Below are 12,315 nucleotides of genomic sequence, written 5' to 3' on the forward strand. Positions count from 1 at the left end.
ATGGCGGTACGGGCGGAGCGGGTGCAGGCGACGCGAGAGTCGATCCTGGCCGCGGCGGAGCGGCTGTTCGCCGAGCACGGGGTGTTCGCCGTGTCCAACCGCCAGATCAGCGAGGCCGCGGGACAGGGCAACACCGCCGCGGTCGGCTACCACTTCGGCACCAAGACCGACCTCGTCCGCGCGATCGTGCGCAGGCACACCGAGGACATCGAGCGGCGGCGCACGCGGATGGTGGCCGAGGTCGCCGGCTCGACGGATCCGCGGGACTGGATCGCGTGCCTGATCCGCCCGAACATCGACCACCTGGCCTCGCTGCCGCGCCCCAGCTGGTTTGCCCGGTTCAGCGCGCAGGTGATGACCGACCCCGAGCTGCGCACCATCATGGTCGACGAGTCGCTCGGCGAGCCGTCGCTACGCGAGGCAGTGGACGGGATGAACCGGTGCCTCCCCGAGCTGCCGGTCGAGGTCCGCATGGAGCGCGGCGAGATGGTCCGCCAGCTGGTGATGCACATGACCGCCGACCGCGAACGCGCGCTCGCCGAAGGCACGCCCACCGCCCGGTCCAGCTGGCACGACGCGGCCTCGGGGCTGATCGACGCGATCGCCGGGCTGCTGCTGGCCCAGGTCACCCCGCCCCGTGACGATTCCGAGGAGAACCCCTGATGAGAGTGGCCGTCGACCAGGACAAGTGCTGCGGCGCCGGCAACTGCGTCCTGCTCGCCCCGGAGGTGTTCGACCAGCGGGAGGAGGACGGGATCGTCGCCCTGCTCGACGAGCGCCCTCCCGAGCGGCTGCACGGCGCGGTCCGCGAGGCCGCCGACGTCTGCCCCGCCGGCGCGATCCGGCTGAGCGAGACCTCATGACCGCGCGCGTCCGGGCGGAGCTCCGCGCCATATCGCCGACCGAGCCGACCCCCCGTACGCCGTCGGCGTTCGGAGTGCGGCGATGACGGGGGCTCCGGCCAGGGTCCTGGTGGTCGGCGCGTCCGCCGCCGGGCTCGCGACCGCGGAGGCCCTGCGCCGCAAGGGATACGAGGGCGAGCTGACGCTGCTGGGGGCCGAGCCGCACGCGCCGTACGACCGGCCCCCGCTGTCCAAACAGGTGCTCTCGGGAGCGTGGGAGCCCGGCCGGGCCGCGCTTCGCCCGCCCGCCCAGCTGTCCGCCCTGGACGCCGAGTTCGTCCTCGGTGACCCCGCCGCCGGCCTCGACGCGGCGACGCGGACCGTACGGACCGCGTCCGGGCGCACCCTGCGCTCCGACGCCGTCGTCGTGGCCACCGGACTGCGGCCCCGCCCGCTCCCCGGCCAGGACGGCCTGTCCGGCGTGCACGTCCTGCGCACCCTCGACGACGCCGCCGCCCTGCGGGCCGACCTGCTCACCGCCGCACGCGTGGTGGTCGTCGGGGACGGCGTGCTCGCTGCCGAGATCGCCGCCACCGCCCGCCGCCTGGGCCCTGCGGTCACCATGGCCGGCCCGGGACCGGCGCCGCTGGCCGGCCGGTTCGGTCCGCTGGTCTCCCGGCTGCTCGCCGAGACGCACCTCGAGAACGGGGTCGACCTGCGGCTCGGCACCGGAGTCGCCGAGCTGACCGCCCGGCACGGGCGCGTCACCGGCGTGCGCCTGGACACCGGCGAGGTCCTGCCCGCCGACGTGGTCGTCGTGGCGATCGGGGCCACGCCGGCGACGGACTGGCTGGCCGGGAGCGGCCTGCGGCTGGACGACGGGCTGGTGTGCGACGCCCGCTGCCGGGCCGCCGACGGGATCTACGCCGTCGGCGACGTGGCCCGCTGGCACCATCCCGGGCTCGGCGCCCTGCTCCGGCTGGAGAACCGGACCAACGCCACCGAGCAGGCCATGGCCGTCGCCGACGCGATCCTCGGCGACGACCGGCCGTACGCCCCGGTGCCGTACATGTGGACCGACCAGTTCGAGACCAAGATCCAGGTCCACGGCCTGCCGGGCCCGGACGCCGAGGTGACCATCGTCGACGGCGCGGTGGCAGACCGCCGCTTCGTCGCCCGCTACCACCGGGACGGCCGCGTCATCGGCGTCCTCGGCTGGAACATGCCCAAGCAGGTCCGCCTGCGCCGTCAGGAGGTCGTCGACGCCCGGCTCGCACCGGCCCTGCCCTGATCGATCCCGAGGAACCCGCTCGACAAGGAAGGTAGCCATGACCAGCACAGTGAGTCCGGCCGGCCCGGAGGCGACAGCGGTTCCGGAGTACCCGATGGACCGGGCGGCGGGCTGCCCGTTCGACCCGCCCCCGGGCCTTGCGGCCGCGCAGCGCCAAGGCCCCCTGGCCAGGGTCCGGCTGTGGGACGACAGCACCCCGTGGCTGGTGACCCGGTACGCCGACCAGCGGGCGCTGCTGGCCGACCCCCGGCTGAGCGCCGACATCGAGCGCCCCGGCTACCCGAGTTCGGCGCCGATCCAGCCGGGCGGCTCGAAGATCGGCTTCATCCTGATGGACGACCCCGAGCACGCTCGGCTGCGCCGGATGGTGACCGCGCCGTTCACCATCAAGCGGATCGAGGCCCTGCGCCCCGCGGTACAGCAGATCGTGGACCGGCTGATCGACGAGATGCTGGCCGGCCCGAAGCCGGTGGACCTGGTGGAGGCGTTCGCGCTGCCCGTGCCCTCCCTGGTCATCTGCGACCTGCTGGGCGTGCCGTACGCCGACCACGACTTCTTCCAGGCCAACAGCAAGACCATCATCAAGCGGACCTCGACGCCCGAGCAGCGGATGACGGCGAGCGGGAACCTCACCGCGTACCTGGACCGCCTGGTCGGCGAGAAGCTCGAGAATCCCGGCGACGATCTGCTGTCCGGGCTCACCGGGCGGGTCAAGGCGGGCGAGCTCACCCGGCAAGACGCGGCGCAGATCGGCGTGCTGCTGCTGATCGCCGGGCACGAGACCACCGCGAACATGATCGCCCTGGGCACCCTGGCGCTGCTCGAACACCCCGACCAGCTCGCCCTGCTGCGCGACGCCGACGACCCGAAGCTCGTCGCCTCGGCGGTGGAGGAGCTCCTGCGCTACCTGCACATCACCCACAGCGGGCGGCGCCGCGTGGCGGTGGAGGACATCGAGCTCGCCGGCCAGACCATCCGCGCCGGCGAAGGCGTCATCCTGCCCAATGACATCGGCAACCGGGACCCCGACGCCTTCGAGCAGCCCGACCGGCTGGACCTCCAACGCGACGCCCGCCACCACGTCGCCTTCGGCTTCGGCGTCCACCAGTGCCTCGGCCAGCCGCTGGCGCGCATGGAGCTGCAGGTCGTCTACAGCACGCTCTACCAGCGCATCCCCACTCTGAGACTCGCCACCGACCTGGACCGGATCCGCTTCAAGCACGACGGATCCGTCTACGGCGTCTACGAACTCCCCGTCACCTGGTAATCCCGTAAAGGAGCGAACCCATGAAGGTCATCGTCGATCAGGACAAGTGCGTCGCGTCCGGACAGTGCGTGACCAGCGCCCCGGACGTGTTCGATCAGCGCGACGAGGACGGCATCGTCGTCCTGCTCGCCGAGGAGCCGCCGGCGGACCTGGCCGCCGACGTCCGGCAGGCCGCGGCGGTGTGCCCCGCGCTGGCCATCCAGGTCGAAGAGTCGTAGCGGCCAGGTGCGGCGGCTTCGGCCGCCGCACCGGACGGCGCGGAGGCCCGCGACCCCGGCAGCGCTTCCCGCAACTCATGTAAGCGACTTGCAGGATTTGCGATATTCTTGCGACATGTCACGACGACTTGCTGATGTCGCCAAGAAGGCCGGGGTCAGCGAGGCCACCGTCAGCCGGGTGCTCAACGGCAAACCGGGGGTCTCGGCGACGACCCGCGACAACGTGCTGACCGCGCTGGACGTGCTGGGCTACGAGCGGCCGACGCAGCTGCGAGGCGACCGGGCCCGGCTGGTCGGCCTGGTGCTGCCGGAGTTGCAAAATCCGATCTTCCCCGCCCTGGCCGAGGTGGTCAGCGGCGCCCTGGTGCAACTCGGTTTCACGCCCGTCCTGTGCACGCGCACGGCGGGCGGCCTCTCGGAGCCGGAGTACGTGAACCTGCTGCTCGACCAGCAGGCCTCAGGAGTGATCTTCGCCGGCGGGATGTTCGCGGAGGCGGACGCCGCGCATGAGCACTACCACCTGCTCCGCAGGCGCGGCATGCCGGTGGTGCTCGTGAACGCGTCGGTCGCCGACCTCGGCTTCCCGGCGGTGGCCACCGACGACGTCGTCGCCGTCGAGCAGGCGTACGGGCACCTGCGCGCGCTGGGGCACGAGCGGATCGGCCTGGTCGTCGGCCCGGCGGACCACATGCCGTCGCGCCGGAAGGTGGAGACCTTCGAGCGGCTGGCCCAGGCGGCCGATGGCGGAGAGTTCGTCGAGCGGACCCTGTTCTCCCTGGAAGGCGGCCAGGCGGCGACGACCCGCCTGCTGCGGCGGGGGGTCACGGGGGTGATCTGCGGCAGTGACCCGCTGGCGCTGGGCGCGATCAAGGCGGCCCGCAGGCAGGGGCGGCGGGTGCCCGAGGACGTCTCGGTGGTCGGCTTCGATGACTCGGCGTTCATGAGCTGCGTCGACCCGCCGCTGACCACGGTGCGCCAGCCCATCGACGCGATGGGGCGCGCGGTGGTGACCCTGCTCGGCGCCCAGATCGACGGCTCGGAGGCCGCCCCCGAAGAGCTGCTGTTCGAGCCGGAGCTCGTCGTCCGCGGCTCCACGGGTCCCGCCTGACCGGGAGCTGTCGTCTTTTTTCTAGTTTCAGTTCGACTATTGCAGTTTGGTGTCGGTCTATATATCGTTCTCGCACCGGATCCTGCATCCCGGCCCTCGCCCCGAGGCCTCTGGGCACCGGAGGCCAGTCCAGGAGGGAGTCGATGATGAGACCCCGACGACGGCTGCATCCGGGCATCACCGTCGTCGGCAAGGATGCCTTCCCCTGCGGACCCCAAGACGTTCACGGCCAAGCTCGCGGGCGACCAGATGGAGGACGTCTTCTACCCCTACTTCACCGACGTCCAGAATATGATCAAGTCCGGCCAGGCCGCCGACCTCGCTGTCGAACCAGACGCCGGAGAACGTCCTCATCGCCGCGCTCGTGATCGCGAGCGTCCCGGCCATCGCCGTCTTCCTGCTCTTCGAGCGGCACATCATGGCGGGCCTGACCGCCGGAGGAGTCAGCTTCTTGGCCGTGGACGGCCGGGCTTGGGGCTCGGGTGTTCACACCTTGTTGCGCTCCCCGTCGCGGCTGGCCGTCGCGCCAGGGTCGCATCTCCCCTCCCCCTTGTGCTGGGGTCGGGGACGGGCATGCTGACGAATGCCCACACCACGCACGCCCGTTTCCGGATGTTCATGGCGGCGATGACATCGGCGGAGCCAGCGAACCCGCACCGACGACAACAAAAAGCATCCCGATCAGGCCGGTTGGCCCGCATGGTGTACCCGCACCACGGCACCGGACACCGCTGAGAGGTGTAGGCCGGATCCACTTCCACGAACGGCACCCCGGCCCGCAAGGCCTTGTACTGGAGGAAGGTACCGAGCTGATGGAACGGCCAGGAGGAGAGCGTGGCCCGCTGGTGCCGCCTGAGCCGTACCCGATCGCGTATCCCACTCAATTCCTCAAGTGCGATACCGCGTCCGGTGCGTCGGGCAACGGCCACAATCGCCTTGCTGATCTTGTGGTTCTCGTCTGCGGCGTGCCGCGCCTCCCGCGCCGACCGGCGAGCCAACCGACGGGCGGCCGACCGGCTCCCCGCTGCTTTCCTGGCCTGCAGTTCGCTGCGCAGCCGGGCCTGTCGCCTGCGATACCGCGCCAGGCCCTTGCCCTGATGGTTGTCCCCATCGGAGGTGGTGGCCAGGTTCACGATCCCCCGATCCACCCCGATCCAATCGGCAGGCTCGAACTGCGGGGCCTCTTCGACCTCACAGGTCGCGATCAGGAAGAACATCCCGTCGCGGTGCACCAGATCGGTCTCGCCCTTGCGGTGGTCCGCCAGGAACTTGAGCTGCCCGGACTCGCCGGTGAAGGCGATGCCCTGGACCCGGCCCTGGGCGGTCCAGATCGAGACGGTCCGGGCGTCCATCTGCCACGACAAACACCGGTCATCGAACGGCTGCGCCGCATCCGCCCGGAAGATGACGGGCTTGGACTCCGCCTTTCGGCGCCGCCGCGAATACTCATCACCCAGCAGACCCGCCTCAATCTGGGCGTGCAGCGTGGTGTAGGCATCGGCGACCTTACGGATCACATGCAAAGCCGGCTGCGCCGACAACCCCCGCGCCTTCAGATCCGCGTACACGAGCTTTTGCAGCTTCTGCCGAGCGAACACGCCCTTGGCGAACGCGACCGCCGACACCTCATTGGCCGCGACGTTGCACAGGGGCAGGGTCGCCGCGAGCGCCGCCGCCTGCTCAGGCGTCGGCAGCAGCTTCACCTGCACCACCAACTTCACAGTCAGCGACCCTACAAGTACGCACCGACATCAGCATCGAACTCCACGAATTCAACAACGAAACCGACCACGTCTACCTGCTCGCGCACTTCCACCCAGACCGCCCTACCCCGCCCGGTCAACAGCCTCAAAGGCCTCTCCGCCCACCATCTCAGGCAGGAACACCAGGCCCACCTGTCGAAGCACCTGTGGGACGGTTACCTGCCGTTCCCGTCCTACTTCGCCGCCTCTTACGGTGGCGCAACCTGGCGATCATCGCCGAACACATCGAAAACCAGAAACGACCTGGCTGACCAACCGCTCAGGCGGCGCTAACGTGCCGCGCACAACAGAAGCGATTCCTCCCGGTCCTGAAGATCACAATGGCCGGTTTGCGGATTTCCCAACGAAGTCCTGAAGGGCCGGGATTCCTCGCTAGAAGCCAGCTGAAAGGGTGAGGGCGCGCGTGCCCGCGACCCGACCGAACCGTTCGAGGAGATGATCCGGCATGGCCGAACTCGTTCCCCCCGGCAGGTCACCGCAGCCGGAGGGCTGGTGGCGGAGTGCCGCGATCTACCAGGTCTACCCGCGCAGTTTCGCGGACGGCAACGGTGACGGCGTCGGTGACCTGGCCGGCCTGCGCGGACGGCTCCGCCATCTCGCCGACTTGGGCGTCGACGCGGTCTGGGTGAACCCCTGGTACCCCTCGCCGATGGTCGACGGCGGCTACGACGTGGCCGACTTCCGCGACATCGACCCGGTCTTCGGCTCGCTCGCCGAGGCCGAGAAGCTCATCGAGGAGGCGCACGGGCTGGGGATCAGGGCGATCGTCGACATCGTCCCCAACCACTGCTCCGACCGGCACGCCTGGTTCCAGGAGGCGCTGCGGGCCGGGCCGGGCTCGGCGGCCCGGGCGCGCTTCTGGTTCCGGCCGGGGCGCGGCGACGGGCCGCCGAACGACTGGCAGTCCATCTTCGGCGGCCCCGCGTGGACCCGCGTTCCGGACGGCGAGTGGTACCTCCACCTGTTCGCGCCGGAGCAGCCCGACTTCAACTGGGGCGACCCCGGGGTACGGGAGGAGTTCCTCGACGTCCTGCGGTTCTGGTTCGACCGCGGCGCGGACGGCATCCGCATCGACTCCGCCGCGGTCCTGGTCAAGGACCCCGACGCCGAGCCGGACGGCCGGGACCCCTACACCGACCGGGACGGCGTGCACGAGATCTACCGGGCCTGGCGGCGGACCGCCGACGAGTACGGCGACCGGGCGCTGATCGGCGAGGTCTGGCTGCCCGACCAGGACCGGTTCGCCGCCTACCTGGCCCCGGACGAGCTGCACACGGCCTTCAACTTCGACTTCCTGGGCTGCCCGTGGGAGGCCCGGGCGCTGCGCCGCGTGATCGACGCGACGCTGGCCACGCACACTCCGCTGGGCGCGCCGCCGACCTGGGTGCTGTCCAACCACGACGTGACCCGTCCGGTCACGAGGTTCGGCCGGGAGGACACCTCCTTCGACCTGGCCGACCGCCGGCACGGAGCGCCGACGGACCTGCGGCTGGGCCTGCGCCGGGCCCGGGCCGCCGCCCTGCTCGCCATGGCGCTGCCCGGCTGCGTCTACGTCTACCAGGGCGAGGAGCTCGGCCTTCCGGAGGTCGAGGACCTGCCGGAGGACCGGCTCGAGGACCCCATCTGGTTCCGTTCGGGCCGCCGCGACCGCGGCCGGGACGGCTGCCGGGTCCCGCTCCCGTGGTCGGGCGACGCGCCGCCCTTCGGCTTCGGCGGCGGCGACCCGTGGCTGCCGCAGCCCCCGTCCTGGCGTGACCTCACCGTCGAGGCCCAGGCCACGGACCCGTCCTCGACGCTCGGCCTCTACCGGAAGGCGCTGCGGCTGCGGCGCGAGCGGCTCGGCGACGGCACGCTCGCCTGGCGGTCGATGGGTGAGGACGTCCTGGCCTTCGACCGGGACTCGGGCGTCACCTGCGTCGTCAACCTCGGCGCCCGGCCCGTACGGCTTCCGGAGGGCCGGTCGGCGCTGCTGGCCAGCGGGCCGCTGGAGCGGGGCGAGCTCCCTCCGGACACCGCCGTCTGGCTGGACTGAGCCGTCATGGCGGTTCCGGGGAGAGAGCCCGCCGAAAGTGTTCGACATTGTCGGCAGGATTGCGTTGACGCGCCCGGATACGCGGCTTAACGTCTCGGAGAGCTTGCGGACCGGTGGTGGTGCCGTCTCTCCCATGGCCGGTCCGGCCGCGACGTCTACGCGTCCCCTTCCCCCGTTTACGGGTGGGGTGTTCCCCCAACACCCCACCCGTAAAAACCTCAGGCGGGCGACCGCGATCACCGGGCGTGCACCGGCTCGTCAAGCGCGTAGGCGACGACCTCGTCGACCGGGAGTTCGGCGCCCTCGTGACAGACGTCCTCGAACCGGCGGGGGCCGAGGACGTCTTCGAGGTGCGCTCTCCATCGCCGGCGAGCGTCCCTCAGCACCTGGAACTGGTCGGGAGGCGAGCCGATCGATCGCCACAGCCGGTCGGCGGCCCCGAGAAGGCGGGCGGAGTCTTCGGGCCGGCTCGGCGCGAGGGTCCAGGCGAGCGCCTCCATGCAGCGGGTGATGCCCCACCGGTCCCCTTGGGCGTGCTTGAGACCGAGGGCCTCGCGCAGCAGCCGGCCCGCGCGGGCGGTGTCCCCGCACCACAGGGTGGCGATGCCGGTCACCCACAACGCGTGGGCTTCGGCCCAGACCGCGTCGTGAGCGCGGCCGATCGCCAATGATCGTTCGCCGTAGTCGATGGCCTGCCGGTGGTCGTCGAGGTGGCTGCTGACGAGTGCCAGCTGATAGAGGGCGAGCCACTCGCCGTCGTCGTCGCCGGCGTCGTGATGGTCCGCCCGCACCCGCCGGAGGTGGAGGCGCGCATGCTCGTATCGTCCCTGGAAGATCTCTGCCAGGCCGGTGAACTGCGTCACGCGCCGGAGCGCCGACGTGTCACCGATCTCCTGCGCGAGGTCTCGGCATCGCCCGAGCAGGGCGAGGCCCTCGGCGGTCCGCCCTTGCAGAAGGGTCAGCCACCCGGCGGTCCACAGCGCCTCCGCCCGCGCCGGCCCGGGCTCGGGACTCTGGTCGAGGGCCTGGATCAGCAGGTGACCGCCCTTGCTGACCAGACCGGCGGTCAGGTAGTGACGCGCCAGGAGGGCGGTGATCCGCAACCCGGTCACGGCCCCGTGGGGAGCGGTCAGGTGGTAGTCGGCCGCGGCTCGCAGGTTGGCGCGCTGCAGCCGCAGGCGGGCGAGCGACGCGGCCTGGTAGCGGCTCATCGGATCGGCCTCGAAGGGCTCGGCGAACCGCCGGTAGTGCTCGCCGTGCCGATGGCGCAGCCAGTCCTCCTCAGGCGACCGGGACAGCTCCTCGACGCCGAAATCGCGGATCATCTCCGGCAGCCGGTAGCACAGGAAGGCGTGTGGCGCGGCCTCGCGGATGACGATCGACATGTCCACGAGGTCGGCGACGAGCGGGCCGATCTCCTCGCGGTCGATCCCGCGGCCGGAGCAGACCGTCTCGGCGTCCTCCAGGTCGAACCCACCTTGGAAGGCGGCGAGCCGTCGCCAGAGCGTCTGCTGCTCCGGGTTGCACAGCCGGTGGCTCCACTCGATCGCCGACCGCGGGCTCGGCAGCCGGGGGACGCCGAGCCGGCTGCCCTCGACGAGCCGCCCGAGGTGGCATTCCAGGCGTTCGAGGATCTGCTCCGCCGGCATGGCGCGCACCTGCACGGCGGCCAGTTCGATCGCGAGCGGATTGCCCTCCAGACGGTGGCACAGCCGGGCGACCGCCGCGTGATTCTCGTCGGTCAGCCGGAATCGCCGGGACGCGCCCGCCGCGCGATCGGCGAACAGGCGGATCGCGTCGAACCGCGCGACGGCGGCCGTGAGCTCGGCGTCGTCCGGGTCCGGAACGGGCAGCGGCCCCACGGTCAGGACGCGCTCTCCGGCGACCCGGAGCGTCTGCCGGCTGGTGGCCAGGATCCGCAGCCGGTCGCACCGGCGCAAGAGCGTGTGGACGAGCCGCGCCGTGGCCTCCAGCACGTGTTCGCAGTTGTCGAGGATCAGGAGCGTCCTGCCGCCGGACAGCTGGTCGGCCACGGCGTCGATCAGACCGCGGGCCGGGGACTTCTGCACGCCGAGCGTCGTCTCCTCCGCCCCGAGGGCTTCGGCGACCGCGCCGGTGACCATCTCCGGATCCCGCAGCGGGGCCAGCTCGACGAACCACACCCCGTCCGGGAACGAGCGCCCCGCCCGCAGGGCCAGCTGCAGCGCGAGGCGTGTCTTGCCCACCCCGGGGCCGCCGGTCAACGTGAGCAGCCTGGCGCGACGCAAGGCCGCCCTGGCCTCGGCCAGCTCTTCCCTGCGTCCGATGAAACGGGTTTCCCCGACCGGCAGGTCCCCCACGTCGCCGAGGATAGATGACGCCCTGAGGCCGGGAGGCCTCCATCCCCCACGGCAGGCCTGTTCGATCACCCTTGACACCTTTATGCCACGTCTTAAATCATGTCTTAAAATTAGCCTCACGTGAGGAAGTGGGCAGTATGCGCGTGCGGGTCCGTACCGCCATCGGCGCCGCGTTCGGCGCGACTCTCCTTGCCGTGCTCCCCGGCTGCGGGGGCGGGACCTCGACCGGTGGTGGCGGCGACAGCCATCCCAAGACGCTCACCTACTGGGCGAGCAACCAGGGCGCCAGCCTGGAGGACGACAAGGCCAAGCTCACCCCCGAGCTGCAGGCGTTCGAGAAACAGACCGGGATCAAGGTCAAGCTCGAGGTCGTCCCCTGGACCGACCTGCTCAACCGCATCCTCGGCGCCGCGTCCTCCGGCCAGGGCCCCGACGTCCTGAACATCGGCAACACCTGGTCGGCCTCCCTGCAGACGACGGGGGCGCTGCTGCCCTTCGACGACAAGAACTTCGCGAAGGTCGGCGGCAGGGACCGCTTCCAGGACTCCGCCCTCGCCTCGACCGGAGCACCGGGGAAGACCCCGACCGCGGTCCCGCTGTACTCCCTGGCGTACGGCCTTTATTACAACAAGAAGATGTTCGCGGACGCGGGCATCGCGAAGCCGCCGGCGACCTGGGACGAGCTCGTCCAGGACGGCAAGAAGCTCACCGGCGGCGGCCACTACGGCCTGGCCGTCGAGGGCGGCAACGTCTCGGAGAACATCCACCACGCGTTCGTCTTCGCCAAGCAGCACGGCGCCGACTTCTTCGACGCGGCCGGCAAGCCGACCTTCACGTCGCAGGGCGCGGTCGACGGCGTCAAGCAGTACGTCGACTTCATCGCGCGCGACAAGATCGCCGCGCCGGGCAACGCGGAGTACGCCCAGAACGAGTCGGTCGCCGACTTCGCGACCGGCAAGGCCGCCATGCTGCTGTGGCAGGCCGCAGGCCCCAACCTGGGGAAGCACGGCATGAAGCCCGACCAGTTCGGCGTGGCGCCGGTCCCCGTCCAGTCCGGCACGCCCGGGCAGGGCAACAACATCGACACGATGGTCGCGGGCATCAACATCGCCGTCTTCAAGAACTCCGGCAACCTCGACGGCGCGCTGAAGTTCGTGCAGTTCATGACGAGCGACGCCGAGCAGAAGAAGCTGAACGGCGAGTACGGCTCGATCCCGCCGGTCAAGAGCGCCTCGCAGGACCCGGCCTTCAACACACCCGAGCTGACCGTCCTGCGCAACGCCATCGCGACCAGCGCGGCACCGCTCCCCCAGGTGCCCAAGGAGTCGCAGTTCGAGGAGCTCGTCGGCGGCGCGGTGAAGGACCTGCTCGCCGACGCGGCGGCCGGCCGCCCGGTGACGACGCAGTCCGTCCAGGCGCGGCTCGCCAAGGCCCAGCAGCAGATGCAGTAGGCGT

The 12,315-nt window shown here is 71.2% G+C and carries 11 protein-coding genes; 8 read left to right on the forward strand and 3 right to left on the reverse strand.

Features of this window, described 5'->3' with window-relative positions; all coding sequences use genetic code 11:
• From ACYVF7_RS38990 to ACYVF7_RS39015, 6 genes are all read left to right on the forward strand, one after another.
• The gene (locus ACYVF7_RS38990) at positions 1-663 is read left to right on the forward strand and encodes a TetR family transcriptional regulator (protein WP_460350656.1); all 663 of its coding nucleotides are present in this window, start codon (positions 1-3) and stop codon (positions 661-663) included.
• On the forward strand, positions 663-863 hold the full coding sequence (locus tag ACYVF7_RS38995; protein ID WP_460350658.1) for a ferredoxin: 201 nt from the start codon (positions 663-665) through the stop codon (positions 861-863). Before ACYVF7_RS38990 ends, ACYVF7_RS38995 begins: the two co-directional genes overlap by 1 nt.
• 82 nt (positions 864-945) lie before the next feature.
• Positions 946-2,133, forward strand: coding sequence for an NAD(P)/FAD-dependent oxidoreductase (locus ACYVF7_RS39000; protein WP_460350661.1), 1,188 nt, complete (start codon positions 946-948; stop codon positions 2,131-2,133).
• A 37-nt stretch (positions 2,134-2,170) separates the two neighbouring features.
• Entirely contained in the window at positions 2,171-3,400 is a 1,230-nt protein-coding gene (locus tag ACYVF7_RS39005; RefSeq protein ID WP_460350663.1) for a cytochrome P450, read from the forward strand.
• A gap of 20 nt (positions 3,401-3,420) precedes the next feature.
• Entirely contained in the window at positions 3,421-3,618 is a 198-nt protein-coding gene (locus ACYVF7_RS39010; protein WP_360881307.1) for a ferredoxin, read from the forward strand.
• Between the two features lie 115 nt (positions 3,619-3,733).
• Positions 3,734-4,726 carry a LacI family DNA-binding transcriptional regulator gene (locus ACYVF7_RS39015; RefSeq protein WP_460350667.1) on the forward strand — a complete coding sequence of 331 codons (993 nt, stop codon included), beginning with the start codon at positions 3,734-3,736 and terminating at the stop codon, positions 4,724-4,726.
• Positions 4,727-4,903: 177 nt separating this feature from the next.
• Here the strand turns inward: ACYVF7_RS39015 and ACYVF7_RS39020 are convergent, their stop codons facing one another.
• Together ACYVF7_RS39020 and ACYVF7_RS39025 are read right to left on the reverse strand one after the other, a co-directional pair.
• Positions 4,904-5,113: a hypothetical protein gene (locus ACYVF7_RS39020; RefSeq protein WP_460350670.1), complete on the reverse strand. Its 210-nt coding sequence runs from the start codon at positions 5,111-5,113 to the stop codon at positions 4,904-4,906.
• 56 nt (positions 5,114-5,169) lie between these two features.
• Entirely contained in the window at positions 5,170-6,447 is a 1,278-nt protein-coding gene (locus ACYVF7_RS39025) for an RNA-guided endonuclease InsQ/TnpB family protein (protein WP_460350673.1), read from the reverse strand.
• 487 nt (positions 6,448-6,934) lie between these two features.
• Between ACYVF7_RS39025 and ACYVF7_RS39030 the strand changes: the two genes are divergently transcribed.
• Entirely contained in the window at positions 6,935-8,521 is a 1,587-nt protein-coding gene (locus ACYVF7_RS39030; protein WP_460350675.1) for a glycoside hydrolase family 13 protein, read from the forward strand.
• Positions 8,522-8,757: 236 nt separating this feature from the next.
• On the opposite strand, the gene ACYVF7_RS39035 is transcribed toward ACYVF7_RS39030, so the two are convergent.
• Positions 8,758-10,860, reverse strand: coding sequence for an ATP-binding protein (locus ACYVF7_RS39035; protein WP_460350678.1), 2,103 nt, complete (start codon positions 10,858-10,860; stop codon positions 8,758-8,760).
• Between the two features lie 137 nt (positions 10,861-10,997).
• Between ACYVF7_RS39035 and ACYVF7_RS39040 the strand changes: the two genes are divergently transcribed.
• On the forward strand, positions 10,998-12,311 hold the full coding sequence (locus ACYVF7_RS39040) for an ABC transporter substrate-binding protein (protein ID WP_460350681.1): 1,314 nt from the start codon (positions 10,998-11,000) through the stop codon (positions 12,309-12,311).
• Positions 12,312-12,315 lie beyond the last annotated feature (4 nt).

The sequence above is a fragment of the Actinoallomurus acanthiterrae genome (genome assembly GCF_054775715.1).